Origin of the sequence: Aliiglaciecola lipolytica, assembly GCF_018860635.1 — a bacterium.
GTDB classification, from domain to species: Bacteria; Pseudomonadota; Gammaproteobacteria; order Enterobacterales; family Alteromonadaceae; genus Aliiglaciecola; species Aliiglaciecola lipolytica_A.
Genome location: NZ_JAHKPT010000032.1, coordinates 29,576 through 55,653, shown reverse-complemented (window position 1 = coordinate 55,653; position 26,078 = coordinate 29,576). Strand labels below are relative to the sequence as shown.

The window sequence follows — 26,078 nt, the reverse complement described above, 5'->3', positions numbered from 1 at the left end:
TATGATGGCTATTTATGAAGCCCTACAGCAATCCGGTTTTTTACCTTTATTGGTAATAATAACCGCATTGATACTGGAGTGGCTCATACCCTGGCCCGAAAAAGCTCATCCTTTGACACTATTGCGGCTAATGGCACTAAACCTGGCCGCAAGAGTGAACCCCAATGCCCCAAGAAGTGCTGCCCAGCAACGTATTTCTGGGAGTCTGGCGATCATAGTGCTGTTAGCTCCGATATTAGTGATCATTTCTATCCCGTTATTTCTTGCCGAATACCCATTATTTTTCGATACCCTAATGTTAATTGTGGCGATTCAATTTCAACCTGTACGACGCCATTTTAAAGGCGTGCAAAAAGCGTTGAAATCGGAAAAGAAAAATCTCGCAAGGCACCATTTAAATGGGCTTGTGCTTCGAGAAACCAACACACTAACACCAATGGGTATTGCTAAAGCGGCAATTGAATCCCTAAATCAACGATTCATCTACCAACAATTCGCTATTATCTTTTGGTATTTATTGGCAGGAGGATTAGCAGCGTTGGTCATTCGCATGTTGTATGAGTTAAACCAAATTTGGAACATGAAACTTGTTAAAAACCGCCAGTTTGGTTTGCCCATCGCTTTGCTAACCCAATTATTGTTGTTTGTACCACAAGTTATTTTTGCTTTGATTTTTTCGATTGGCACTGGCTTTGTAGGCGCTTACAAAGGGTTTAAGGGGGTGTCGCAAAAACAATTTTTTAATAGTTATATTAAAGCCATCATTGGTGGTGGTTTGGGGGTTCAACTAGGGGGCCCTGCAATTTATCAAAATATCAAAATGCGTTCACAACGCGTAGGCGCCAGCCGAGAAGTTCGCTATGCCGATTTGCAACGAAGTTGGCAATCCATGTATCAGACGTTATTTATATTTTTAACATTAATAGCGTTAGTCTTGGCAGTCACTTATAAATTATTTTAAGTGATCTTTTCTATACTTCCTTTTCTATAATGTTAACTAGCACAAATTAATAAGTTGTAGTTTAATTGAACAGTTAACAAAAAAGCATACACTGTAGTTAAAGCATACACTGTAGTTATCGTATTCTAGAAACGATATATCTTTCACCTTTGTAAAATCGGAAGTTTATATGAATCAAGAAAATCATGTCATGGTCACCGGCGATTATAAAGTCGCCGACATCAATCTAGCTGATTGGGGACGTAAAGAACTCACTATTGCAGAAAGTGAAATGCCTGCACTGATGAAGATTCGTGAAAAGTATCGTGCTTCACAACCGTTGAAAGGAGCCAATATTCTAGGTTGTATTCACATGACGATTCAAACCGGTGTATTAATCGAAACCTTAGTAGATTTAGGCGCGAATGTCCGTTGGTCTTCATGCAATATATTTTCTACTCAAGATCAAGCTGCCGCAGCAATTGTAGCTGCTGGAGTGCCAGTTTATGCTTGGAAAGGTGAAACCGAAGAAGAATACGAATGGTGTCTTGAGCAAACCATATTAAAAGATGGTCAGCCATGGGATGCTAATATGGTTCTAGATGACGGCGGCGATCTCACACAAATGCTGCATGACAAATACCCTCAGGTGCTAAACAATGTGCACGGCATCACTGAAGAAACCACTACAGGTGTGCACCGTCTATTAGAAATGTTAGAAGCTGGCACGCTCAAAGTGCCTGCTATAAACGTAAATGATTCAGTAACCAAATCCAAAAATGATAATAAATACGGCTGTCGTCATAGTCTCAATGATGCCATAAAACGTGCAATCGACCATTTGATGGCCGGTAAAAAAGCACTGGTAATCGGCTATGGTGACGTTGGAAAAGGCTCTGCCCAGTCACTCCGTCAAGAGGGTATGATAGTGCGCGTTGCGGAAATTGACCCGATTTGTGCAATGCAAGCCTGCATGGACGGTTTTGAGTTAGTCTCACCCTATATTGATGGCAATAATAGTGGCAAGATCGAAGACATCAACACAGCCTTATTGAGTAATATAGATTTAGTGGTAACTACCACTGGCAACGTCAACGTATGTGATTCAAATATTCTTAAATCTTTAAAATCCGGCGCTGTGGTATGTAATATTGGTCATTTTGACAATGAAATCGATACCGCTTTTATGCGTAAAAATTGGCGCTGGGACGAAATTAAACCTCAGGTTCATAAAGTCTTTAGAAGTGATGATGAACAAGATCATTTGTTATTACTATCCGAAGGCAGATTAGTCAATTTAGGTAATGCGACTGGGCATCCCTCACGTATTATGGACGGCTCTTTTGCGAACCAAGTTTTAGCCCAAATCCTGTTGTTTGAGCAAGGTTATGCCAATCTTGATGATGTGAAAAAGGCCGAATTGCTGCGAGTAGAAGTGCTGCCAAAACATCTTGATGAAGAAGTTGCTCGTTATATGGTGGAAGGTTTCGGTGGCGTGATCACCAAATTAACCCGGCAACAAGCAGATTATATCAATGTACCTCTGCATGGTCCTTTCAAAACCGATGCCTATCGCTATTAAACCTTATTAAATACGATTTTTATCGGTTCCTAGATAACTGACTGTCATTTGCGACACCAAATAATGGTCGGTTATTAACCTACTTTAGTCTAATTGCATAGATACTCTGTTTGAAAATTCGCGCTAAGTGCTATTATTAACCTAGTATAATCTGAACTTAGAACCAGAAGTGAAATGATGACTGAATACTCAGGAAGAGATAGGTTTGCCAGTTACACATTGTCTTATAGTGACAAAATTCTTACGGGTGTAGTTACCGGACCAATAGGATTCCAATTGGCCACTCAATACGATCGAGATTTGACTAAAATATTACAAACTATCCCAGATAAATACTTTGGATATGTCGGTGATTTCTCAGCTTGTCAAGCATATACCGACGATGCAACGAGCGTCGTTCATATAACTCATCAAAAGACTGAACAAGCAGGCTGCGTGGTTGACGCCTACTGCGTAGGCACAGCATTATCTACCGAGCAGCTTCGTCGCATTCGCAGCGCGGCGAAAAATCCAGCATCATTAGATGAAAGGGTTTATGAAAATTACCAACAATGCGTCAGTTTTGTTCACTCAGTTTTACAACAAATAGAGTCCTCCATTGAACCTAATGCATAATCAACAAATTCAATTTTGTCCTTTAGACCCTTCACATTTCGAGCGCGTTCTAAATTTGGCCAATCATGTTCATGGAGCTAATTATCTTAATCAAAACGCGATAGAAACTTTATACAAGCAGTCTTTCGCAAATAATATAAATGCGAGCTTTGTGTCACTAATTGGAGACGAATTAATCGGTTTTAGACTGACAATAGCGGCCAACAACTGGATTCCAGATAAATGGTGTACGCCAGAGCGATGGGGAGTGCCTGTAGAGCAAGTTTGTTATTTTAAGTGTAATACCGTTAACGACAAGTACCGCGGAGCAGGTATCGGCTCTAAATTACTTTCATTGTCGATTAAAAAAGCACAACAACAAGGTGCATTGGCTGGTCTGGCACATATCTGGCTAGCAAGCCCTGGGAATAGCGCATTTCGGTATTTTTCCAAATGCGGAGGAAAGCTGGTAAAGCAGCATCCAGGGAAATGGCAATCTTCCAGTATTGAAGACGACTATGTTTGTCCCGTTTGCAAAGACCTCTGTGAATGCGTCGCCGCTGAAATGCTTTTGAAGTTCTAATATTTATCCCTTGAAGTTTCTAACGCATAAAGGCAATTAAATTTATCGGTCTTAGAATGCACGAGCTCCCTAATTAAAATGAAACTCAATCTTTATAAACGACATATACAATAGGCACTTAATAGAATATGTATGATCCTATCGTTGAGCCATATCCAAAATCTCATCAACAATATCCCGATTCATATTGGGCTAAAAGTATCGAAAAATTTCCAGAAACAACGTCATTAGTTAATGATATACAAGCTGATATCGCCATCATAGGCGCCGGATATACAGGCCTTTCCTCTGCTTACCATCTAGCTAAAAAGTATGGCAAGTCTGTGGTCGTAATTGAAGCCAACGATCCTGGTTGGGGTTGCAGCGGGCGTAATGCCGGTTTCGTGCTGCCAGGAACTGGCCGATTATCACTGCTTGATATGGAACAAAAATGGGGCAGAGAGACAGCTCAAAGTGTTTTCCAAGAATATATGGAGTCGATTGACACTGTTAACGACTTTATCGAGCAAGGTAATATTGATTGTGATAAAACTCCTGGCGGTTACCTTAAACTTGCCCATAAACGCGCAAAAGTAGAAGGGTTAAGAAAGCAAGCTGAAAAATTAAGTGAGCGCTACGGTGAATCAGTCAAGTTCGTTTGCAGTCAGGAAGTAAATAACGCGTTTTTAAAAAGTGCCAATATGTTCGGTGGTATCTATTTTGATAAGAGTTTTGCAGTCAATCCAATGAAATTGGTGCTCGGCTATTATCAAATGGCAACAGAAGCTGGAGTTAAGGTTTTTTCTAATTCACCGGTGATTAATTGGCAGCAAAAAACCAATCATCATTGCCTATATACTCAAAACGGCCGAGTAACCGCGGAAAAAGTTATTATTGCCACTAATGGTTATACGGGCTCAAAGATGCATCCGTTAATCGCAAACCGTCACTTCCCAGTGCTCTCTAGCATCATTGTGACACGGCCTCTTAAAATTTCCGAATTGGCGACCATCCAGCTCAAGGCAGGTTTAATGGCAATGGATACACGCCGTATGAAATACTATTATCGATTGCTACCGGATAATCGAATCTTATTCGGCGGTAGAGGCGCGATAAATGGCAAAAAAGCCAACAACCCAATCAATAAAAAGCGGCTCGCCCAAGGCCTTAAAAATACTTTCCCAGTGTTAGATAAAATAGATATCGATCATTTTTGGAGTGGTTGGGTCAGTGCGAGTTACGACAATTACCCAAGAATTAATCATAGTGAGGATAAGAGCATCCATTACTCGATGGGATACTGCGGTTCGGGATTGGCTTTTTCGACGCTGGCAGGCAAACGTCTTGCGCAAAACATCTGTGAGCCTGAAAGCTTACCAAACTTACCATTTTGGCAGTCGCAATTACCCAAGTTTCCATTTTCTCAATTTCGGCGTGTTGGGCTTAGCGCTTATTACGCGTTAGCTTCACTACGAGATTAACCCCCTAGTGATAAGGCGTTCGCCTTGTCACATCGCCGACCTCTTGCAAGGCTACCCTCGCCTTTCAAATATGCTGTTGTCTCTAAAAAAATAATGCGCAAACATTGCTGTATGCGCATTATTCGAAACCTAGCATAGTTGTTAAACTTGACTAGGATTAGCCTAGTTTTATCTTTGCAAATTTACGTTTACCAACTTGATAAACCGCTTCGCTACTATTGGCGATTAACAAACGTGTATCCTCGACCTTTTCACCGTCTATTTTTACCGCGCCTTGTTTTATCATGCGCATAGCTTCTGAAGTTGAGCCAACCAAGTTTGCTTCTTTTAATAGATTAGCAATAGGCATTCCTTCACCTTCTGGAACCACTTCAATTTCAGGAATATCATCGGGAATCGCATTTTTTTGGAAACGCTGGATGAAATCCTGATGAGCTCCTTCAGCAGCTTGCTCTGAATGAAAACGCGCAATAATTTCTTTTGCTAATTCAATTTTAATATCTCGAGGATTTGCGCCACTTTCCACTGTTTGTTTAAGTTGCGTTATTTCCTCGATCGGTCTGAAGCTAAGTAAATCAAAATAGCGCCACATCAGTTCATCAGAAATAGACATTATCTTACCGAACATTTCATTCGGTGCATCGGTTATACCAATGTAATTACCCAAAGACTTAGACATTTTCTGAACACCATCGAGACCTTCTAAAAGCGGCATCATCAGCACAGTTTGTTGTGACTGACCTTCGGCTTTTTGTAGTTCCCGCCCCATCAACAAATTAAATCGTTGATCTGTACCACCTAGTTCCACATCCGCTTCCAACGCCACTGAGTCCCAACCTTGAACCAATGGATATAGAAATTCATGGATTGCGATAGCTTGGCCATTATTATAACGCTTTTTAAAATCGTCTCTTTCCAACATACGAGCTACGGTTTGTCTAGCGGCTAGTTTGATCAAACCTGCTGCGCCAAGATTATCCATCCACTCTGAATTAAAGCGAACCTTAGTCTTTTCAGGATCAAGAATTTTAAAGACTTGCTCTTTATAGGTTTCGGCGTTCGCAATAATATCTTCACGGCTCAACGGTTTTCTGGTTACATTTTTTCCCGTAGGGTCTCCAATCATGCCTGTAAAGTCACCAATCAAAAATATGATTTCGTGTCCAAGAGACTGAAAAGTGCGCAGTTTGTTAAGTAATACTGTGTGCCCTAGGTGCAAATCCGGTGCTGTGGGATCAAAGCCAGCTTTGATTTTTAAAGGTTTACCCTCTTTTAACTTGGCAATGAGTTCTTCTTCGATCAAAATTTCGTCCGCGCCGCGCTTAATCTCACGAATTGCGTCCTGCCAATTTGTCATTTTGCTACCTCAATTTTCACACATTAGTTTTTTATCAGCCGCGCATTTTACCCATGCAGAGTCGATTGTGAAAGGAATTCTGTATATTTTTATATAATCATGTATCCTGTAACATGCTCACTTAACTGGTTATTATTTAACCTGAAACTAGAAAATTAACTTAAATCGTTATATTCTCAACTTAGCTAACTAATTCAGAGATTTTCGTTACAGTGGTACAAAGAACTTTAAAACGCTTACCAACCAAACACAAAGCCTTATTATCTGGCTTTGCGTTATTTTTCTTACTCTTGTTGTTCATCCCGACTGAATCCGCTAAAGCATCCAAAAACAGTCAAATATTAGAAGTTGGCAAAAGGTACGAAGTACCGCTTACTATCAACTCTCAACAACAGTTAACAGAAGCTTTGGATGAAGAACCTTTGCAGTGGCAATCTTTCACTGTTGCTAAAGGTGATAACTTAGCCAAGATATTTAAGCGCGCCAAGCTTACTCCGCAGGAAACCTACTATGTTAGTAATGCCGGCGATGACGCAAAAAAATTACTCAAAATTCGACCTGGTCAAAGCTTACAATTATTAATTGATGAGCAAGGAAAACTTGAATCGTTAAGTTATGAGCTATCTTCAACTCAAACCTTATATATCAAACGTCAAGAACAGAATAGTTTTGCAAGTAATATCGAAACTAAACAGTTGGATACTCGTTTCAACTACGCCCAAGGCGAAATAGAAAATAATTTCTGGAATGCTGCCGTAAAAGCTAATTTATCAGAAAAGCACATTATGAGCTTAGCTGGCATTTTTGGTTGGGATATCGACTTCGCGTTAGGATTGCGTGAAGGTGATAGTTTTAATGTGGTATTTGAAGAACACTTTATCGACGGTGAATTTGTTGAAAGTGGTAAAATAGTTGCAGCTGAGTTTATTAATCAAGGTCAATCATTTACCGCAATACTATATGATGACGGCAATTATTACACACCGGAAGGACGCAGCATGCGCAAGAGCTTTTTGCGTGCTCCAGTGAACTTCAAATACATCAGTTCAAGCTTTAAGAAAAGACGTTTTCATCCGGTTCAAAAACGCTGGAAGGCCCATAGAGGCGTTGATTACGCAGCAAACACGGGAACGCCAGTCATTGCAGCGGGTGATGGTAAAGTTATTCGATCAACCTATGATAAATACAACGGCAACCATGTGTTTATCCAGCACGGCGAAAAATATGTGACTAAATACTTACATTTTTCTAAACGAGCTGTGAAAAATGGCCAAACTGTTAAACAAGGACAGGTTATTGGTTATGTAGGTTCAACAGGATTAGCCTCAGGTCCGCATTTGCATTATGAATTTTTAGTCGACGGAGTTCATAGAAACCCACGTACAGTGACTTTGCCTAAAGCTCAGCCGATAGCAAAATCTGAAGCACCTCTATTTGCAAAAATTGCAGAACAACGAGTGAATCAACTTAACAATACAAAACGAATTATGCTTGCAATGAACCGTTAGCATTAGGAGCATTATGTCAAACCTTTATTTAGGCTTGATGTCTGGCACCAGTATGGATGGTGTTGATGTAGCGATTGTAGATTTTTCGAAAATTAAACCCTCTATCATAGATTGTAAAACCTATGACTATCCTCCTGCATTAGTGCGCACTTTGAATTCATTGTGCGCTTCCTCGGGCAATGAGTTAGTGGCTATGGGACATGCTGATCGTGAAGTTGCTGAGGTCTTCGCCCATGCTGTTAATGACATTCTATTGAAGAATGAAATATCAGCATCCAAAATCGCCGCAATTGGTTCCCACGGGCAAACAATTCGACATCACCCATGTGGCAACAATGGATTTACCCTACAAATTGGCGATCCGAATACCATAGCAGTATTGACGGGTATTGATGTAATTGCAGATTTTAGGCGTAAAGACATCGCCTTAGGCGGCCAAGGAGCTCCATTAACACCGGCATTTCACCAAGCGATATTCCGTCACTCACATCATTCAAGAGTGATCCTAAATATTGGTGGTATTGCTAATATCACTCATATTCCTAGTGATGCACAACAATCAGTCTTAGGTTTTGATACCGGTCCAGGAAACACGCTAATGGATGCTTGGTGTCAAAAACATCTCAGTCTACCTTACGATGCAAATGGCGCTTGGGCGGCCAAAGGAAGTCACGACGCGCAACTTTTAAAGAAGCTACTTAATGAACCTTTTTTCACTTTACCGGCACCCAAAAGCACTGGCAGGGAATTATTCCATTTAGCTTGGTTAGAGCAACACCTTGCGGATTATCCCAAAAGCGTTTCCAAAGAATGTGTGCAAACCACACTTGCCATGTTGACCGCATGCTCAATAGCACAACAAATCAACCAACTTGAGGGTGTTGAAGAAGTTTTTGTCTGTGGTGGTGGTGCGAGCAATGATTTTTTGATGGAATGTTTAGAAAACGAACTTGTTGAGTGCGACTTGCGTACAACCGATGACCTTGGGGTTTCCCCCGACAGCGTAGAAGCGATTGCGTTTGCTTGGTTAGCCTATGCATTTAATCTAGACATGCCAGGGAATTTACCTTCAGTAACCGGTGCTAGTCGTCCAGCGGTGTTAGGCGCTTATTTTCCCGCCCATTAGGTTAGTAAAAATGCATAAACAACCCTTAACTAAATTGAAATTATAACGTGAAAAATCCACAGCGAGCGCTAGATAAAATAGACTTAGAGATCTTAGCAACCATGTATGCAGATCCCAGTTTAAGTAATAAGGACATCGCCGCGAAAGTTAAGTTAGCGCCATCTTCAAGTCTGGAAAGAGTTAAAAAATTACAGTCTGATGGCATTATCGAAAACTTGAGTATGCAAGTTAACTTGAACGCTCTAGGAGGGCATATTCAAGCAATGATTTCGGTACGCTTAAAGGATCACAATCGCGCAACAGTAGACAACTTTCAAACATCACTATTACCAATGGCCGAAGTGTTAAATATATTTCATATGGGCGGTGAAAATGACTTTTTTGTACATGTGGCGGTAACTGATTCCATTCATCTCAGAGACTTTGTGTTCAATGCAATTACTGCCCGAAAAGAAGTTAGCCATGTGGAAACTGCGCTGGTATACGAGCATCAAATAAGCCACACCCTACCTAACTTCAAATAGCGAAAAGTAACGCCGTTTATAGGGTTACTATTTGCGCTTTAAAACTCACCTTAGTGTATGCTTATTTGGCCATTTCTTGATGTACTAATCCATGCATTTTAGGTCCTGAACCATAATGTTGCTGACAAACTTGCATACATATTTCCATATACAATTTATCAATTTCTTCTAGGCTCATAAATTGCTGGCTAAAATTCGCAATACAGGGATCAATATGCAATTTTGCGCTATTGATTAAATGAGCCATTAACTGTTTAACGTTATCGGTTCCCATTGCAATACGCATGGTAGTAGGGTGAATCCCACCTTTTTGTTGTTCTGCAGTTGATAGCTCAGAGTGTGAGGTTAAAGCTGGACATAAGATAATCGTATTATTTTGTCCAATACTTACCTGATGACTAAAAGCCGGTTCCAATGCGTCAAAGAAGCGAACAAATGCCTCTCGGGTTAACCCCGCCTTTTCAAGATCGATGGTGAATAATGCACAGGGCCAACCATGCCGCATTTGGTTCTTTCGTAATTCAGCATTGGGGTGGTTTGGTAATGCGTGACTATTTACATTAAATAAAGGATGGGCCTCTAAGAATCGACTAAATACTTGGGTATTTATCACCTTATTCATTATTCGTTGCTCAAGTGTTTTCATACCACTTAAGACATCAAAAGCTTTTTCCGAATCAAGAAAAGCCCCTTTAATGTAATATACATCCCAAAACATTGTACGCGACCAATCAACTCCATTGACACAGCTTCCCTTAGGTTGAAACATTCGAAATCCTTCGCCTATAACTACACCTGCTGTAGTTGCTCCCGTTCCACATATGTCTTTGGTATAACTGTGTACTACATAATCTGGTCTTTTAGATTTATCTTTTTGCTGCAATGGCTGATGTAAAATGGGCGTAGCCAAGGTTGCATCTAGCATTACTAAATGATTTTCTCTATGGGCAATTTCGCAGATGCCTGCCACATCCAATACGTAACCATGAGGGTTACATGGTGATTCCAAATACACATGTAGGTTTTGTGTTTTTAAGCTAATTTTATGTTTGCTTTTAACCTGCTTAATAAAATCAGAAAACTCTTCTGCACTGTAACCATCAAACCACTCTAACTGAATATTCATTCTATTTTCACGGGCAAAATAGTCGTGTAAAAGCTGGTAAACACCGCCATATACATTGCGCGAAACAATTAATATATCCGAGTGGGAAAGTACATTTGAAAGTAAAGCGTCAATCGCAGCCATGCCAGAGTTGAAATTCCATGCCAAGTAATCAGCTGAATAAGGGCCTGCTTCTAAATCAACAATCGCATTAGCTAAAGAGATATTGGTAGGATTGAGTAATCTTGAGTATATTTGGTGAGTAAATTCCTTACCGTGAAAAGCATCATCGACCCATTCAGTGCACGCGTAAACGTAAGTTGCAGTGCGCACGATCACTGGTGTAGCAGAAAATAATGCTGGAATATTGTCAAACAATGGGTAGTGACTTTTAGACACCTGTGAGCCAGATTGTTGAGTCATGCTCTGATAAGTTGCCCTAAAAGGATTCTGCAGAGTGTCGAGTATTTTCGCAATTTGGAATGAAAGAAACTTCTTCGCATTAAAATAAGCCAACTTGTTTTCTTTGCTTAAACCATCCAAAGTCTCATTGGTTATTGTCCAAAGTCTATTAACATCAAGTTGGGCTAAGTAAAGATGTTTGGCTGTAGCAAACAATGCTTTACCATACTCAGAGTGAGGCTCAATTCCGAAATGTGCCAACTGCTCTTGTGCAAGTTCATCAATACTAACAGCCTCTGTAGTATTACGTCTTGGAGAAAGTAATTTAGCTTGGTTTACTTGTTGCTCATTTTCCATAAGGTTACTCTGCATTCAGTTGTTACTAAAATGTATAATATTTTGTTAAAAACAATATTAAGCAATTAAATAAGCAAATTTAAACAATGTTACGAATATAATTTTGATAAATTCGGCAAAAATAGGAAAGTTAAGTTTACTATGAGAGAACTAAATGATTAATTTATTGATTAGTAGCAAAGATGCAATTGACTATGTAGAGCATATTGAACGGGCTAAAATAGCTGATCTCAGTATTCAAATTTGCCCCAAAGATCCGGCCTTAATTTCCGACGCTCACACTATTGATGTAGTGCTAGGCGAGCCTAATCTGTGTATTGATGTTTTACCCCATTGCCCAAATGTGAAGTGGGTTCAATCGACTTGGGCAGGCATAAAACCGTTTTTTGATTCGGCTCCCCACGATTTTAAATTGACTGGTGTAAAAGATATTTTTGGGCCGCAAATGCGTGAATATGTGTTCAGTTATTTGCTGTATTTCGCAAGAAGAATTCAAACTTTTAAAGACTTGCAGACAAATCGAAATTGGACGCAACCCCTTTGCGCTCCTTTACAGGGAAAAACCATTGGTATTCTGGGTATGGGTTCAATCGGTACAGAAATAGCGAAAACTGCTAAACACTTTGGAATGCAAGTCATAGGTATTGCACAAAACATACGACAATTGGATTTTGTAGATGAGTTTTATCAACTTAATCAGCTTCAAGAATTTGCCCATTCATTAGACTACCTCGTTGTACTATTGCCACATACAGATAAAACTGAAAAGTTAATAGACAAAGGGGTTCTGTCATTATTAAACCACCAATGCATATTAATAAACGCAGGTAGAGGCCAAGTTATTGATGAGAATGCGCTGCTTCATGCTCTTTCACATAATCAATTACAGGCCGCGGTTTTAGACGTTTTTATTAAAGAACCATTAGCTGAAGATCATCCGTTTTGGGGTTTAGACAACCTCTATATCACCCAGCATACTGCGGCGATTTCTAAACCAGACGAAATATCTAAAATCTTTCTGCAAAATTTGCGCTTATTTAATCGAAACGAAAAACTAATAAATTTAATCGATTGGGAAAAAGGCTACTAATAACTCAATTGTTTCCGGTAAAATTACAACTGACTATGGTTATTAAAGATGACTATATTAGTGTAAATAATCATAAGTGGCGTCCTTATACTTTGATATGCTGTATTAAACCTATACAGAGAATTATTAAGTGGTTTAAGCATCACGGAGGATGCAGAAATTATGATTACTCATTCTGCCCCCATAAAAAAGCGTAGTGCTGAAGAAAGCATTATCCTTACTCTCAGCGGCGCAAGTACGATCGGCGTATTGCCTTTTGCTATCTATCGAATCATGGAACAAGATTGGGCTGTCGCTTGCTTAGATCTATTTGCGGTATTCGCAATAGGTTCTCTTTTTGTTTATGTTTACCGAACTCATCAGACCCTGATACCTGGCCGCATACTAGCTTTTGTTGCCATGTTTGTTGTGTTTGTAACTATATTGCTCAAAGGTATAAGTCAATTGATGTGGATTTTTCCAGCATTGACCGCCATATTTTTCTTATTACCTGCAAACATGGCTGCGATATACAGCTTGGTGATTTTACTCTCTATCGGATATGTGCTGCGCGAACAACTCACTGTATTTTTGGCTTTAGAGTTCTACGTAACAGCAATAGCGACTTTACTATTTAGTTATGCATTTGCAGATCGCATGCGCAAACAGCAACAACAATTGACCGAGCTGGCCACTAGCGATCCGTTAACCGGAGCCGGCAATAGACGAGCAATGGAAGAAAAATTATTAGATGTGATTGCGTTTCAAAGAAGAGAACAAAGCTTACCTGTTTCCCTTATATTGATGGATCTAGATAACTTCAAAAAGGTCAATGATGCTTATGGTCATGCTAAAGGCGATGATATTTTAAAGGCATTTGTGGAAACCATAGAAAAGCGCATTCGCTCTACTGATAAACTGTATCGGTTTGGTGGCGAAGAGTTTGTGATTATTGCCGAAAACACCCCTCTCAAAGATGCAATCAAACTAGCGGAACAGTTTCGCTTTGCTATTGAAAATGAAGGTTGGTTAGCTAAACACAATATTACAATTTCAGTAGGCACAGCCAAATACGAGCCCCACGAAACTGCTTTTGAATGGTTGGGTCGTGCTGATCGGGCGATGTACCAAGCAAAGGATTTGGGCCGAAATAATTGCTGTGTCGCATAAAAACAATCGATTGAGATTAGTTTGTGGGATATTTTGAAATAGATTTTTCTCCCACTCGTTTACCTCATCTAATTAACCTTTAGTTATTGCACATGGCACTCAATAAGATCAAAATGTCACATCTTCTCATTTACGATTAATAAAGATAATTTCATGGCACCTCCACCGGAAAGTAAACCCAACTTCATCACAAAGTATCTAAATAAGATGGAATTATTTGGCTGGTTATTGTGTGCATCCTCAATGTTGACCATAGTATTTGCTAAAGAACTCAATCCGCAAATACTGCCATTTGCTTGGATAGGCGCAATTCTTGGTGCTGGCATCATTGGCTGGGGGGCGGGCCAAAAACACAAAAGAAAGTAAGCAGCACCAGCCAGTTTAGAGTTAGTACTTACTACCTACATATACACAAATTATTCAAGCATTGATTAAATATCAGTTGTGCTTAAATTTGTACACTCCAGAATGACAAAGAAAATAATCGCTACTTTGTTCTAGACTATTAATAATGCAGAATCAGAATTCCATTGCTAAATACTAGTATCACCATGGGTTTTAGTGATATAAGTCTGTGCATATTCATATGCGCTATTTAATCCATAGTTTCTCAACCAGGTGTTTTGATTTTTTTAACACCAATATTGGATTTATCTTGTACCTAACTTCTGCTTCTTATAAGGAAACATTTATGCCTTCGCAACTTAACGATGTTATTCAAATGTCCCCAGAAAAACGGCATGCCTACTTGTTAACTCAGGTAACAATCAACCAAAAAATTTGGATCCTCACTGACGAGCATGGCTGCGTTATGCTTAATAGTGAAGATGAGGACTGCGTGCCAGTATGGCCTTCTGAAGAATTTGCTGAATATTGGGCAACGGGTGATTGGGCACAATGCACACCTAAAGCGATTCCATTGCAAGATTGGTTCGAGCGCTGGACTGGCGGTCTAGAGGAAGACGGGGTAAATATTGCAGTTTTTCCAAACCCTGATGAAGAGGGAATTGTTGTTTTTCCAGATGTTTTTGATTCTGAATTAAAACAAAGAAGTCAGTCTAAATTAAACTAAAGTTAACTTTGATAAAACCTATCATTAGAGTGAGGCGCAAGGCCTCACTCTAGATAATCTATCTCAGCAAATTCGCGATTCCCAAATAATGATTATTCAATTGCAGTCCGTGGTTTGGGTAAATATGCTCGTAAATTATCTTTAAACGCCAACATGCATGGTGTTAATACTAGTGTTAACACAGTCGCAAAGGCTAATCCACCAGCCACTGCCGTAGCTAACTGAGACCAATATTCAGTTGATGGACCACCAATATCAACATTGCGCCCCATGAAGTCGATATTAACACCCATTACCATTGGTAATAACCCGAGAATGGTCGTCACCGTAGTCATCATTACGGGTCTTAAACGTTGTGCTCCTGTGCGCAATATTGCCTCGGTCGTTTTAAGCCCTTCACTTTTTAATATGTTGTAGGTATCAATCAACACAATATTATTATTCACCACGATCCCGGCTAGGGCGATAACACCCACTCCAGACATGACTATGCCGAAGGGTTTCTGGAATATAAGCAGACCGAGTACCACACCTACAATTGAAAATAATACCGCACTCAAAATTAAGAAAGCCTGGTAGAAACTATTAAACTGCGTCACTAAAATAATAGCCATAACAAACAAAGCTATCAAAAATGCATTGAGCAAGAATGCTTGGGACTCTTCTTGTTGCTCATTTTGGCCTTTAATTGTGATCTCTACTCTGGGATCTATATTCAACTTAGGTAGCTGCTCCCTTAGCTCAGGCAGAGCAATGCTTAATAACTCGCCAGGTACCATATTCGCTTCAACTTGCAACACACGTTTGCTATCCACATGACGAATTAAATCGGTTTTCAATTGGGCAGTGCGTTCTACAAAATTACTTATGGGTACCAGACCATTTGCTGTTTTTAATCTCAATTCATCAAGCTTACCAATGTACCTGTCAGTGCGCGGAAATCTAACCCGAATATCTAATTCATCATCCACGTCATCTGGTCGATATTCCCCGATTCGTAAGCCTGTCGTCACAAATTGTACCGTGTTACCCACTAAGGTAGCATCAGCGCCAAACCTTGCAGCATCACTTCTATTAACTTTCAACTGCCACTCAATACCGGGCTTTGACGCAGTGTCACCGATAGACGTAAATTTCGAGTTCGCATCTAACGCCTTACGAATTTTTAATGCTGCATCATTCAATAATTCAGGGTATCGAGAAGATATTTCAATTTGTAAATCTTTACCAGACTGAGGCCCTTCTTGGTCAGGTGCGACTTCTATGTCGAGCCCAGGCATATCTCCAATTCGTTTTTCTACGTCAATTAAAACCTCATCTGAGTGGGCTCGTAAATGCCAGTCGAGAAGGTTCAACCGCAGCGTTCCAATTTGATCTTGACCACCAGAACGAGAATACAAAGTATCGATTTCAGGCATATCAATTAACTTTGCTTCCACTTCTTTGATGATATTGTCTTTTTCGTAAACCGAATAATCACCGGTAGATCTCACTGTGATGTTCACGCCTTGACTATCGGCCTTTGGAAAAAACTCCACGCCTAAGCCTGATGAAATATATAAAGTAAAAATCACTAGACCAAAAACAACAGCAATTGATAAACTTTTTAAAGGGTGAGCAATGGCCTTTGATAAAAATCGAATGTAACCACCGGTGTATCCATCAAGTGCAAGCAGATCGCCGTGTTCAGCTTGTTCAAGTTGTTGTCTGGTTTTCTCACTGATATATCGAGGTTTACCAAAAGCGGCTCCTAAAGTTGGTACAAATACCAATGCCATTAACAGTGATGCGGTTAATACTGCTATCAGGGTAAAAGGTAAGTACTTCATGAACTCACCCATAATACCCGGCCAGAACATTAACGGAGCAAACGCGGCTAACGTCGTAGCGGTAGAGGCGATTATTGGCCATGCCATGCGCAGAGCTGCGTTTTTGTAAGCACTTTTCTTGTCTTGACCTTCGCTCATGCACCTATCGGCATATTCTGTCACCACTATGGCACCATCGACCAACATACCAACAGCCATAATTAGAGAAAACAAAACCACCATGTTCAAGGTATAGCCAAACAAGGAAATAACCAAAATACCGGTTAGAAAAGAACCTGGTATAGACACGCCCACCAAAAACGCGGTGCGCACGCCTAATATAGCAACTATTACTATAGCCACTAAGACTACTGCACTGGTGACATTATTCTGTAGGTCACCGAGCATCGTATTTATGTTTATTGACTGGTCGCCTGTGTATGTAACATTCACACTATTCGGCCAAATTGAAGACCCTTTGGCTTGCTCCACAAAGGCTTTGACTTTTTCCACGGTAATCAGCAAGTTCTCACCCGGACGTTTTTTTATTTCAAGCGACACTGAGGGATGAGAATCTAAACGAGCAAAGCCTGCCGGATCTTTATAAGAACGGCGCACCTGAGCTACATCTTCAAAGGTGATCACTCTGTCACCATCAACTTTTATTGGCTGTTCCAATACGTCTTTAACCGTTTCAAAAACCGACGGAACTTTAACCGCGAAGCTACCAACTCCGGTATCCATAGTACCCGCAGGTACCAATCGGTTGTTGCGAGATAAGAGGGTTAAAATTTCACTTTGATCAAGCCTGTAAGACTCCAACAACAAGGGATCGACAATAATTTCCACTAAGTCTTCACGGTCACCACCAATGTCCACCTCAAGCACTTCAGACAGTCCTTCAAGTCCATTTTGTAGTTCTCGGGCGGTGGTTATCAGTGCTCTTTCAGAAACAGGGCCAGACAGCACCACCGTCAAAACGGCCTGCTGCCCCGCCATTGTAATTTCGTGAATCGTTGGCTCTTCTGTCTCTTCTGGGAGTTTCGCGCGAGCCACTGTAACTTTATCGCGCACATCTGCTAACGCTTCTTTGGAATCAAAACCAGCAACAAATTCCATAGTAATACTGGCGAAGCCCTCGCCTGCTGTTGCTTTCATTTCTTTTAAGCCGTCAATGGAGCGTAATTCCCTTTCCATTGGTTTGACGAGCATTCGCTCAGCGTCTTCCGGCGCAATGCCATCATGGACAATCGAAACATAGATGAAGGGAATAGGTACATCAGGATTTGATTCTTTGGGAATATTTAAATAGGTTACTGCACCAGAGACCAGCAAGAGTACAAAAATCATTAATACTGTGCGCGTGTGGTCGATGGAAGCGGATATAATATTTTTCATAGGAAATAATACTGCTATTTTTCAGACATTGAGTCGTCAACAATTTCTACTTTATCGCCATCACGAACAAATCCTTGCCCTCGGGTAATAATGCGCGCTTTTTCACCTAATCCTGATAACCAGACACCTTCACTGTCACTCTTAACAATATCGATTGGCACAAACTTAACAATGTCACCTTCAACGGTTTTAACACCTAAATTACCTTGTTCGTCCAAAGCCATCACCGCTGGCGTAATCTTAATTGCCCAATCTTGTTGCAGTGGTATTTTTAATTCTGTGCTCATTCCTGCCAACAATGCACCGGTTGGATTAGCCACTTCAACTTCTAAGTTAAATGTATTGGTACCGGTATTTGAAATACTGGAGATATAACGAATTTTCCCTGAAGCAGTCTGCCCTGTAGTAAGTCTGCCACTTGCCTGCTGGCCAAGGTGAATTTTTTGAATCCAGTTTTCAGTCACATCTGCGGAAATAACCAAAGGATCTAAATCAACCACAGTAGCGATGGTATCGCCATCTCTGAGTAAATCGCCAATTTCAACTTCACGGGTATTCAGTATTCCATCGAAAGGCGCAACAATAGTGGTTTTAGTTATCGCCAATTCTAGGCGCTCTATTTCTGCTTTTGCCAGCTCTACATTGGCGTCAGCTTGAGCCAAAGCAGATTGCGATTGGAATCCTTTTTTACCCAAAGACTGCGCGGCATCAAGTTCAATTTCTCGCTGTTTTAAAATCGATTTCGCCGAGCGCAAGAGTGCATTAAGATCATTTCCATCAATGCTCAGAATCTTCTGCCCCTGCTTTACCGCCTCTCCTTCCTGCACAAAAATGTCAATGACTTGGCCCTTAATTTCCGAGCGCAAAGTAGCAATTCGGTCCGGTTCAGTGCGACCGTAGACGCTCACTTCGCGACTGACTTGCTGGGCATAGAATGTGTCGACCTTAACTTTGGTCAATGACTCTTCGGCTGACTCTTGTTTGCTTTCGACTTGCTCATTTAGAAGATGTCCAGAGGCAACCCATAAAGATAAAAGTATGAAAATAAACAGCGCTATCCAAGCCGGTTGGCGTCGAATTTTAGTTAGAACATTTGACATTTTATCTCCTAGTCCGATAGAACCAACGTTACTACTGCTAAACTGATACTGCCAACTTTAAATCGTATCGAAATGTGAACGACTAGGAGTGACATTCTAATACTCAGTTTATGAACGAATAAAATCACTTATGAATACGTTAAATAAGCAACAAAAGTTTTTGAACAGACACAAAAAAGCCAGCTTGAACGCCGGCTTATTGTAGTTATTAGTTGCTTGATTAAACGCTAAAAGAAGAACCACAGCCGCAGGTAGTTGTGGCGTTAGGGTTGTTGACTAAAAATCGAGACCCTTCCAGCCCTTCAACGTAATCCACAGTCCCACCAACCAAATACTGTAGGCTCATAGGATCAACGACCAAGGTGACTTCGTTTTTATCGATAGTCATATCGCCTTCATTTACTTTTTCATCGAACGTAAAACCGTATTGAAACCCAGAGCAACCTCCTCCAGTGACATAGACCCGTAGTTTCAGATTTGGATTCTCTTCCTCTTCTATTAACGTACGAACCTTTGCGGAGGCGGCTTCAGAAAATTCAATTGGCACCGCCATTTCTACCGACATATATTACCTCTACCTTTGCTAACAGGGGAAATACCCTATTTATATGCTAATTATCTAATACCTGAGTAATCTAATCAACTATTCTGTGCTGGTTTGTAAAGTTTCTATATTCCAATCAAAGGTTCTTTCCAATTCGCCGCGTTTACGCTTGAATTGAAAAATTTTAGTTTTCACCAATATTTTCTCAGGTGAAAAGTTTTGTGGCAAGATCATTTCCCCTTGAATAGTTTGGAAGTACTTGAAACTAAAGCTTAATTCAGATGATTCTTGGGTGACAAGTTCGGATAAACTATATTGTTTAGGTTTACCCGCTTCACTGCCAATTATACTTACCTCGATTGAACCTTTTACGACATTTTTAATTTTGTCTTGCTGCATTAACACCAGTTCAAACCAATATGCTCGGTCACTGAGGGACTTTTTAATTTCGAATGCCTCAATCACAAAACCATCTTGCTCCAATTCAGGGGCCATGACTCTTTGATAAAATTGGATTTCTTCTTTAAGTTTAGCTTCATTAGCTAACCCTTGCTCAAGCATCTGCTGGGATTTTTTAACCGCCAATCTTTGTACTTCCAACTCTACGCCAAGAATATTTAACTGTTTAGTTAAACGTTGATTATCAAGTGATAGGTTTTCCATTGTATGTTCAAGGGTGCTGATTTTTGCATTTTGGCTTTCAAAGTGCGAATTGCCGTACATAAATGCAAAATATGCCGTGCAAATAAACAAAATCAGCAAAACTGTATAAAATTTAAATGCACTCCACGTTTTACGAATTTCATCAGGTATCACTACGTATTTTTCCTAAAATAATTTTATCATTGTTTACAAGCACTTGTGGTAAGCTAAATTTGGCCTAAGGGTGCAACGGAAAATCAATACAGAACACCATTATTACCCATTGAAAGTATAAGCCCAACAGATAATGACATTAAAATCTTTCAGACAGGAATTAGCGAATCCTCGCACATCAATTCAACTATGTATATTAGGCATAGTGGGTGGGATGAGTGCTGCATCTTTAATTATTGTATTTCGACTATGTGTTGAGTGGATACAGTTATCTTTTTTAGAAGAATTAAACCGCTATTCTGACTTAACGCCAATCGCACGTTTTGCATTCCCTATAGCTGGCGCCCTGCTGATTATCTTGTTTGCCTTTCTAACTGGTTTTAAACACTATCGAATGGGGATTCCATTCGTTATTCACAGACTTAAACAACGATACGGACATATTCCTTTTCGCACCACAATTAATCAATTTTTTGGTGGCATGATAGCGTTGGCCAGTGGATTTGTTGTTGGTCGAGAAGGTCCTTCTGTGCATTTAGGAGCGGCTGGCAGCAGTTTCATTGGACACGGTTTAAAATTACCCTATAACAGCATTCGTATTTTATCCGGTTGCGGAATCGCTGCGGGGATATCTGCATCCTTCAACACCCCTTTTGCAGCCGTTATTTTTGTTATGGAAGTGGTACTTCGAGAATACCGTATACATTTATTTATTCCAGTGATGTTAGCCGCGGCTTGCGGTTCATTAATGACGAGGGTGGTGTTTGGCCAAGTCCACGAATTATCCTTTTTATCATTTCAATATATCAACCATTGGCATTATCCGTATTTAGTCATTTTAGGCATTTCATTAGGCTGCCTTGCCACCCTATTCAATAATCAATTAATGAATGTCATTCGCCTATTTAGACCGGTAAAAATGATTTGGCGAATTTTAATAGCTGCACTGATAACTGCAATATTCGGCTATTTTTTACCTGAATCTCTAAGTGCAAGTTTAGATACCACACACTCGTTCGTAAGTGGTGAGACTACAGGTATGTTAATCGCCATATTAGTTGCCAAATTTATATTAGCTTTGGTGGCAATAGGCTTAGGTGTTCCCGGCGGGCTTATTGGTCCGGTATATGTTATTGGTATGCTGGCTGGCGCGGTGTTAGCTATTCCTTTGGGTTTCGTTTTATCTGAAAGTATTGATTACAATAATAGTTTTGCTTTACTGGGTATCGCAGGCATGCTCACCGCAGTATTACATGCACCACTTGCGGCCTTATCTTCAATTATGGAATTGGCTTACAACGCCGACGTAATTTTACCCGCTATGCTGGTCATAGTGCCCGCTTATGTCACATCTACACAGCTATTCGGAAATCGTTCTATATTTATCCGTCAGCTGGAATATCAAAAACTGTCTTTCACGATATCTCCAATTCGTGAAGCATTGCAGAAAACCGGTGTGTTGGCGGTCATGGATACCGAATACAAACTATTTATTGATGCGCCAGATAAGCACATAATGGAATTTTTAGACACATCACCGAATCATCCTGTTGTGCTGCGGTCTTCTTTTGAAATTGACGTGCAGTATTCACTGGTACAGTACGAATTAAGTTTAAATCACAATAGTGCACCATTGGCATATTTCGATATGGAAGGTGTGCCCAGCCAATCTACGTTGGCGGAGGTATACGAAATATTGCAAGTGAATAGAGATGGCGCTGTCTACGTATACGAGACAACCCCCTCAAGTATTGTCGGCGTGATTACGTGGAATACGTTACGTAATTATTTACATCAAGAAAAGTTCTAATCAATTTAAGAAGGTAAACAATGTTGTTTTTTTGGATAAAAGCGCTCCACATATTTTTTATGATTGCTTGGATGGCAGGCATTTTCTATTTACCTAGATTATTTGTTTATCACGCGCAAACAAACAACCAAGACGTACGGGATCAGTTTAAAGTAATGGAACGAAAACTATGGTTTTTCGTGACCCCATTTGCGCTCCTTACCCTAATTTTTGGCGTTATCTTAATTTATATGCACGGTAGGGAATGGTTTGCAGTATCAATGTGGCTGCACGTTAAATTAAGCTTAGTAATCTTAGTTTACGCTTATCACGGTTATCTTTATTTGCAGATGAAAAAATTCGCCAAGGATATCATTCCTCATTCTTCGCGCTTTTATCGTTTCTTAAATGAAGCCCCTGTTATAGTGCTTTTTGCAATCGTTGCTCTAGCCGTGTTGAAGGCGTTTTAACCATTAAATAAGTTTAAATTTAAGATTAGATTTGCTTTCAGTTGTATCATTAGCCAATATATAGGTAGGGAAATTTTTTAATCGGGAATAAGACAATATGGATGTCAGCAATCGGCAACTCGCCTTACTTTTAGATAAAACGGATTCCACATTCAAACTACTTCGTGATAACCCAAGTTCAGTTGAATATAGCAACGCTTACGAAGAAGCGAAGCAAGAGCTGGACTGCTATCTAGACAATATCCGCGACTCACTGAAAAAAAAGTACAAAGATTTTTAGGCTCGTAGATAGATTCGAGCACACCATCGAACATACCACCGCATTTCATCTCTCTCTGCCTGTCATGCTGCATACGAATATATACCTATAACAAAATACTATGCATTTTTAATTTACAAAATCCACTATCAACTCCTACAATGTTAACCAAGTTAATATAATGTTAACATTGTTTACATATAATTTTAGGTTCTAAGCTTGAAATAATAATTGGAGTCGATTTGAAACGGTTAGTTATTTTATTCGTAATTTGGTCTTGCGCACTATCTGTTTTCGCAAAAACGCCATTGTCGTTAGAAGATTTAAACCAAATTCGAAAAGTTAAAACAGTCACATTTTCACCGGATGGAAGGCTGACGGCTGTCACCCTGAATTTACCGGATGATAGCTATGATGGTATCGATTTAGTGAGTTTGAGAGAGCTGTACGTGGTTTCCAAGAGAGGAAAAATATCGCCTGTGATTTCCGGCGGAAGACCAATGGGACATGTAAGATGGAGCCCCCAGAGCGACGCGCTATATTTTTTAGCCAAAATGCAAGATGACCAAACAGTTTCCCTTTACCATATCGAAATTGGAGACACTGACCCCATAAAAATTTACAGCGCTGATACTGATATCAAGGGCTTTGATGTTAATGAACAAAATGATGCTGTGATCATTTGGGGTTACTCAACTCCTGATCATCAACAACAGTTATTAAATGATGTTGGATTCAACGCAACCGTATTTGATGAGTCTGCTAGAAACGCGTCTTTATGGCGGCTAAGTTTAGAGAACCCGAGTAAGAAGGCACGCCTACTTTACAATGATAGCCACGTGTTGAGTGCCAAATGGATTCCGCGCTCAGAACAAATATTGCTACATCACTCACCTTCTTCACTTACCGATGATGTGGTAATGGAAAGTTCAATATCGGTATTAAAGCCAAATGGGCAAATGCTGATAACCAATTCTCATCGGGGAAAGGTCGGAGAAATGAGTGTTTCTCCTGACGGAAGTCATTACGCTTTCATAGGTGGAGAAGATCAGTCTGATCCCGCTGAAGGTAGGCTTTATCTGAGCCAAGTAGTATCTGAAACCCCTATTGATATATTACCTGACTTTGATGGACATGTTAGCGCTGTTAATTGGTTTAATTCTTCAACTGTTGGTTTTATTGGCGCTCAAAACCTGACTACTTTCATTGGCAATAAGGACATAGAAGATCTAGCCGGTTCATATCGAGTTCGAGTCAAACATGATGGAAAGATTAGTGCACTGAGTGTTGATAGCAAAGGTTACAACATTGCATACATAGCCGATTCCCCTGAGCATCCTGCCGAGCTGTTTTTAAAAACTAAACACAGTAACAAAAGAATGACCAACTCCAATGTTTGGCTGAAAGATAGAATTTTGCCTAAACAAATTGAGGTTTCTTATACTGCCAGAGATGGGACTGTTATCGATGGGATTTTGGTTGAACCAATTGACGATTCAGCCCCCACTTCATCAGCGATTATTTTTGTACATGGAGGTCCAGAAGACCATTTTTCTCTGGGTTGGAATAACCGTTACTCGTATCCCGTTGCATATGCTGCTAGCAAAGGTTTTTATAGTTTCTTACCAAACTACAGAGGATCAACTGGCAAAGGTGTCGCCTTTTCAAAGTTGGGTCAAAAAGATTATGCCGGTGCTGAGTTTAATGATCTGTTAGATGCCCGCACCTTTTTAATCGAAAATTACGGTGTGGATCCGCAAAGAGTAGGTATTACAGGTACTTCATACGGCGGCTATGCTGCTGCATGGGCAGCAACCAAACAACATAATTATTTTGCTGCGAGTGTGGCAGGTATGGGTGTATCCAATCAAATTTCCAAATTTGGGACAACTGATATTCCATCAGAAATGCTCAAACAGCATGCCTTAATAGCACCTTGGCAAGACTGGACTTGGTATTTAGAACGAAGCCCAATTTATCACACTCAAAATGCCACAACGCCACTTTTGTTGTTACACGGAAGCCGTGATACCCGAGTATCTGCTAACCAATCTAAAGAGCTTTATCGCTATTTTAAATCCAATGCAGATGCGCCAGTTAGGTTAATACTGTACCCGAATGAAGCCCATGGCTTGGCGTTAGCGCCAGCAAAACTAGATTACAGTATGCGTTTGATGCGCTGGATGGATCATTTTGTTATTCAACAAAATAAGTCGAAACCCAATCAACAACTCCCTCACCCTGATCTGCCGGAACCAGAACTCCAAAGCGAGTGAGCCACATAAAGATCCATTTTCATCAATTTAGCGTATGAATAGCCTAAGCCAGATACACCAGTTAAGTTTACTTGGTGTATTTGGTTTTTCTAACTTCCACATAATGTTATGATGTTGGGCTACTTAACGAAATTTGGCATTCTGAAAAATCAGAATAATGCAAACGAGACCACTAATAAATGTCACAAGAACTACAAGATCATTATGCAAGCATTCTCCAACTTTTAGGAGAAGATACCACTAGAGAAGGTTTGGTTGATACTCCAAAAAGAGCAGCGAAAGCAATGCAGTTCTTAACGGATGGGTATGAAAAAGACATTCAAGGCGTTGTGAACGGAGCCATTTTCGAAGCTGATACAGACGAAATGGTTATCATCCAAGATATCGAGTATTACTCTTTGTGCGAACATCATGTGCTGCCCTTCATTGGACGTTGCCATATTGCATACTTACCAGATGGTAAAGTGCTTGGCTTGTCTAAATTCGCACGAATAGTCGACATGTTTGCTCGCAGATTGCAGATACAAGAAGGACTGACCAAGCAAATTGCTGATGCGGTTTTGGAAGTCACTGGTGCTAAAGGCGTTGGCGTTGTCATGGAAGGTAAACATATGTGTATGATGATGCGTGGAGTGCAAAAACAAAATTCGTCAATGATCACCTCGGTGATGCTTGGTTCATTTAGAACTTCTCAAGCAACTCGAAATGAATTTTTACGCTTAATCGGCAAATAACAAGTAACCAGCATTACTTGAGCTAAAATTAAGGC

The 26,078-nt window shown here is 40.2% G+C and carries 23 protein-coding genes; 17 read left to right on the top strand and 6 right to left on the bottom strand.

The genetic code is table 11. From position 1 onward, the window contains the following. The first annotated feature begins 1 nt into the window (after nucleotide 1). The 5 genes from KO530_RS17285 (at nucleotide 2) to KO530_RS17265 (ending at nucleotide 5,159) form a co-directional block, all read left to right on the top strand. Nucleotides 2–961: a cobalamin biosynthesis protein CobD/CbiB gene (locus tag KO530_RS17285; protein WP_216049708.1), complete on the top strand. Its 960-nt coding sequence runs from the start codon at nucleotides 2–4 to the stop codon at nucleotides 959–961. Nucleotides 962–1,130: 169 nt separating this feature from the next. Further along, nucleotides 1,131–2,522: an adenosylhomocysteinase gene (gene ahcY, locus KO530_RS17280; protein ID WP_216049707.1), complete on the top strand. Its 1,392-nt coding sequence runs from the start codon at nucleotides 1,131–1,133 to the stop codon at nucleotides 2,520–2,522. Between the two features lie 174 nt (nucleotides 2,523–2,696). Continuing rightward, on the top strand, nucleotides 2,697–3,137 hold the full coding sequence (locus tag KO530_RS17275) for a hypothetical protein (RefSeq protein ID WP_216049706.1): 441 nt from the start codon (nucleotides 2,697–2,699) through the stop codon (nucleotides 3,135–3,137). Further along, nucleotides 3,130–3,699 carry a GNAT family N-acetyltransferase gene (locus KO530_RS17270; RefSeq protein WP_216049705.1) on the top strand — a complete coding sequence of 190 codons (570 nt, stop codon included), beginning with the start codon at nucleotides 3,130–3,132 and terminating at the stop codon, nucleotides 3,697–3,699. The genes KO530_RS17275 and KO530_RS17270 overlap by 8 nt, the downstream gene beginning before the upstream one ends. 128 nt (nucleotides 3,700–3,827) lie before the next feature. Continuing rightward, complete coding sequence (locus KO530_RS17265) at nucleotides 3,828–5,159, top strand: NAD(P)/FAD-dependent oxidoreductase (RefSeq protein WP_216049704.1); 1,332 nt, start codon at nucleotides 3,828–3,830, stop codon at nucleotides 5,157–5,159. A 157-nt stretch (nucleotides 5,160–5,316) separates the two neighbouring features. Here KO530_RS17265 and tyrS read toward each other — a convergent pair whose 3' ends face one another. Beyond that, nucleotides 5,317–6,516: a tyrosine--tRNA ligase gene (tyrS, locus tag KO530_RS17260; protein WP_216049703.1), complete on the bottom strand. Its 1,200-nt coding sequence runs from the start codon at nucleotides 6,514–6,516 to the stop codon at nucleotides 5,317–5,319. 212 nt (nucleotides 6,517–6,728) lie between these two features. Here tyrS and KO530_RS17255 point away from each other — a divergent pair, with 212 nt between their 5' ends. Genes KO530_RS17255 through KO530_RS17245 form a run of 3 tightly spaced genes read left to right on the top strand, consistent with a single transcriptional unit; the run spans nucleotide 6,729 to nucleotide 9,674 of the window. Continuing rightward, nucleotides 6,729–8,024, top strand: a complete 1,296-nt coding sequence (locus tag KO530_RS17255) for a peptidoglycan DD-metalloendopeptidase family protein (protein WP_216049702.1) — start codon at nucleotides 6,729–6,731, stop codon at nucleotides 8,022–8,024. 13 nt (nucleotides 8,025–8,037) lie between these two features. Next, entirely contained in the window at nucleotides 8,038–9,150 is a 1,113-nt protein-coding gene (locus KO530_RS17250; RefSeq protein ID WP_216049701.1) for an anhydro-N-acetylmuramic acid kinase, read from the top strand. Nucleotides 9,151–9,197: 47 nt separating this feature from the next. Next, nucleotides 9,198–9,674: an Lrp/AsnC family transcriptional regulator gene (locus tag KO530_RS17245; protein WP_216049700.1), complete on the top strand. Its 477-nt coding sequence runs from the start codon at nucleotides 9,198–9,200 to the stop codon at nucleotides 9,672–9,674. A 61-nt stretch (nucleotides 9,675–9,735) separates the two neighbouring features. On the opposite strand, the gene KO530_RS17240 is transcribed toward KO530_RS17245, so the two are convergent. Continuing rightward, entirely contained in the window at nucleotides 9,736–11,553 is a 1,818-nt protein-coding gene (locus KO530_RS17240; protein WP_436792307.1) for a trans-sulfuration enzyme family protein, read from the bottom strand. Between the two features lie 139 nt (nucleotides 11,554–11,692). Between KO530_RS17240 and KO530_RS17235 the strand changes: the two genes are divergently transcribed. From KO530_RS17235 to KO530_RS17220, 4 genes are all read left to right on the top strand, one after another. Further along, the gene (locus tag KO530_RS17235; RefSeq protein ID WP_216049699.1) at nucleotides 11,693–12,628 is read left to right on the top strand and encodes a D-2-hydroxyacid dehydrogenase; all 936 of its coding nucleotides are present in this window, start codon (nucleotides 11,693–11,695) and stop codon (nucleotides 12,626–12,628) included. A 162-nt stretch (nucleotides 12,629–12,790) separates the two neighbouring features. After that, complete coding sequence (locus tag KO530_RS17230; protein ID WP_216049698.1) at nucleotides 12,791–13,777, top strand: GGDEF domain-containing protein; 987 nt, start codon at nucleotides 12,791–12,793, stop codon at nucleotides 13,775–13,777. 153 nt (nucleotides 13,778–13,930) lie between these two features. Continuing rightward, nucleotides 13,931–14,143, top strand: a complete 213-nt coding sequence (locus KO530_RS17225; protein WP_216049697.1) for a hypothetical protein — start codon at nucleotides 13,931–13,933, stop codon at nucleotides 14,141–14,143. Between the two features lie 325 nt (nucleotides 14,144–14,468). Beyond that, entirely contained in the window at nucleotides 14,469–14,849 is a 381-nt protein-coding gene (locus KO530_RS17220; RefSeq protein ID WP_216049696.1) for a DUF2750 domain-containing protein, read from the top strand. 92 nt (nucleotides 14,850–14,941) lie between these two features. On the opposite strand, the gene KO530_RS17215 is transcribed toward KO530_RS17220, so the two are convergent. The 4 genes from KO530_RS17215 to KO530_RS17200 all read right to left on the bottom strand — a co-directional run bounded on the left by KO530_RS17215 (nucleotide 14,942) and on the right by KO530_RS17200 (nucleotide 20,515). After that, a complete protein-coding gene (locus tag KO530_RS17215) occupies nucleotides 14,942–18,055 on the bottom strand; it encodes an efflux RND transporter permease subunit (RefSeq protein ID WP_216049695.1) in 3,114 nt (1,037 codons plus the stop codon). A 14-nt stretch (nucleotides 18,056–18,069) separates the two neighbouring features. Further along, the gene (locus KO530_RS17210; protein ID WP_216049694.1) at nucleotides 18,070–19,155 is read right to left on the bottom strand and encodes an efflux RND transporter periplasmic adaptor subunit; all 1,086 of its coding nucleotides are present in this window, start codon (nucleotides 19,153–19,155) and stop codon (nucleotides 18,070–18,072) included. A gap of 220 nt (nucleotides 19,156–19,375) precedes the next feature. Next, the gene (gene erpA / locus KO530_RS17205; protein ID WP_216049693.1) at nucleotides 19,376–19,720 is read right to left on the bottom strand and encodes an iron-sulfur cluster insertion protein ErpA; all 345 of its coding nucleotides are present in this window, start codon (nucleotides 19,718–19,720) and stop codon (nucleotides 19,376–19,378) included. 78 nt (nucleotides 19,721–19,798) lie between these two features. Next, nucleotides 19,799–20,515: a DUF6776 family protein gene (locus tag KO530_RS17200; RefSeq protein WP_216049692.1), complete on the bottom strand. Its 717-nt coding sequence runs from the start codon at nucleotides 20,513–20,515 to the stop codon at nucleotides 19,799–19,801. A 133-nt stretch (nucleotides 20,516–20,648) separates the two neighbouring features. Here KO530_RS17200 and KO530_RS17195 point away from each other — a divergent pair, with 133 nt between their 5' ends. The 5 genes from KO530_RS17195 (at nucleotide 20,649) to folE (ending at nucleotide 26,043) form a co-directional block, all read left to right on the top strand. Further along, nucleotides 20,649–22,325 carry a chloride channel protein gene (locus KO530_RS17195; RefSeq protein WP_216049691.1) on the top strand — a complete coding sequence of 559 codons (1,677 nt, stop codon included), beginning with the start codon at nucleotides 20,649–20,651 and terminating at the stop codon, nucleotides 22,323–22,325. Nucleotides 22,326–22,345: 20 nt separating this feature from the next. Further along, nucleotides 22,346–22,774, top strand: a complete 429-nt coding sequence (locus tag KO530_RS17190) for a CopD family protein (RefSeq protein WP_216049690.1) — start codon at nucleotides 22,346–22,348, stop codon at nucleotides 22,772–22,774. Between the two features lie 97 nt (nucleotides 22,775–22,871). Further along, nucleotides 22,872–23,054, top strand: a complete 183-nt coding sequence (locus tag KO530_RS17185; protein WP_216049689.1) for a hypothetical protein — start codon at nucleotides 22,872–22,874, stop codon at nucleotides 23,052–23,054. Between the two features lie 221 nt (nucleotides 23,055–23,275). Continuing rightward, complete coding sequence (locus KO530_RS17180) at nucleotides 23,276–25,309, top strand: alpha/beta hydrolase family protein (RefSeq protein ID WP_216049688.1); 2,034 nt, start codon at nucleotides 23,276–23,278, stop codon at nucleotides 25,307–25,309. Between the two features lie 179 nt (nucleotides 25,310–25,488). Beyond that, entirely contained in the window at nucleotides 25,489–26,043 is a 555-nt protein-coding gene (gene folE / locus KO530_RS17175; RefSeq protein ID WP_216049687.1) for a GTP cyclohydrolase I FolE, read from the top strand. Nucleotides 26,044–26,078: the final 35 nt, after the last annotated feature.

Bases quoted from the DNA above. Each gene is read 5' to 3' on its own strand.
- KO530_RS17250 (WP_216049701.1), top strand. From the start codon at position 8,038: ATGTCAAACCTTTATTTAGGCTTGATGTCTGGCACCAGTATGGATGGT.
- erpA (WP_216049693.1), bottom strand. From the start codon at position 19,720: ATGTCGGTAGAAATGGCGGTGCCAATTGAATTTTCTGAAGCCGCCTCC.
- ahcY (WP_216049707.1), top strand. From the start codon at position 1,131: ATGAATCAAGAAAATCATGTCATGGTCACCGGCGATTATAAAGTCGCC.
- KO530_RS17270 (WP_216049705.1), top strand. From the start codon at position 3,130: ATGCATAATCAACAAATTCAATTTTGTCCTTTAGACCCTTCACATTTC.
- KO530_RS17210 (WP_216049694.1), bottom strand. From the start codon at position 19,155: ATGTCAAATGTTCTAACTAAAATTCGACGCCAACCGGCTTGGATAGCG.
- KO530_RS17195 (WP_216049691.1), top strand. From the start codon at position 20,649: ATGACATTAAAATCTTTCAGACAGGAATTAGCGAATCCTCGCACATCA.
- tyrS (WP_216049703.1), bottom strand. From the start codon at position 6,516: ATGACAAATTGGCAGGACGCAATTCGTGAGATTAAGCGCGGCGCGGAC.
- KO530_RS17235 (WP_216049699.1), top strand. From the start codon at position 11,693: ATGATTAATTTATTGATTAGTAGCAAAGATGCAATTGACTATGTAGAG.
- KO530_RS17240 (WP_436792307.1), bottom strand. From the start codon at position 11,553: ATGCAGAGTAACCTTATGGAAAATGAGCAACAAGTAAACCAAGCTAAA.
- KO530_RS17275 (WP_216049706.1), top strand. From the start codon at position 2,697: ATGATGACTGAATACTCAGGAAGAGATAGGTTTGCCAGTTACACATTG.
- KO530_RS17285 (WP_216049708.1), top strand. From the start codon at position 2: ATGATGGCTATTTATGAAGCCCTACAGCAATCCGGTTTTTTACCTTTA.
- KO530_RS17220 (WP_216049696.1), top strand. From the start codon at position 14,469: ATGCCTTCGCAACTTAACGATGTTATTCAAATGTCCCCAGAAAAACGG.
- KO530_RS17265 (WP_216049704.1), top strand. From the start codon at position 3,828: ATGTATGATCCTATCGTTGAGCCATATCCAAAATCTCATCAACAATAT.
- KO530_RS17215 (WP_216049695.1), bottom strand. From the start codon at position 18,055: ATGAAAAATATTATATCCGCTTCCATCGACCACACGCGCACAGTATTA.
- KO530_RS17190 (WP_216049690.1), top strand. From the start codon at position 22,346: ATGTTGTTTTTTTGGATAAAAGCGCTCCACATATTTTTTATGATTGCT.
- KO530_RS17225 (WP_216049697.1), top strand. From the start codon at position 13,931: ATGGCACCTCCACCGGAAAGTAAACCCAACTTCATCACAAAGTATCTA.
- KO530_RS17185 (WP_216049689.1), top strand. From the start codon at position 22,872: ATGGATGTCAGCAATCGGCAACTCGCCTTACTTTTAGATAAAACGGAT.
- KO530_RS17230 (WP_216049698.1), top strand. From the start codon at position 12,791: ATGATTACTCATTCTGCCCCCATAAAAAAGCGTAGTGCTGAAGAAAGC.
- folE (WP_216049687.1), top strand. From the start codon at position 25,489: ATGTCACAAGAACTACAAGATCATTATGCAAGCATTCTCCAACTTTTA.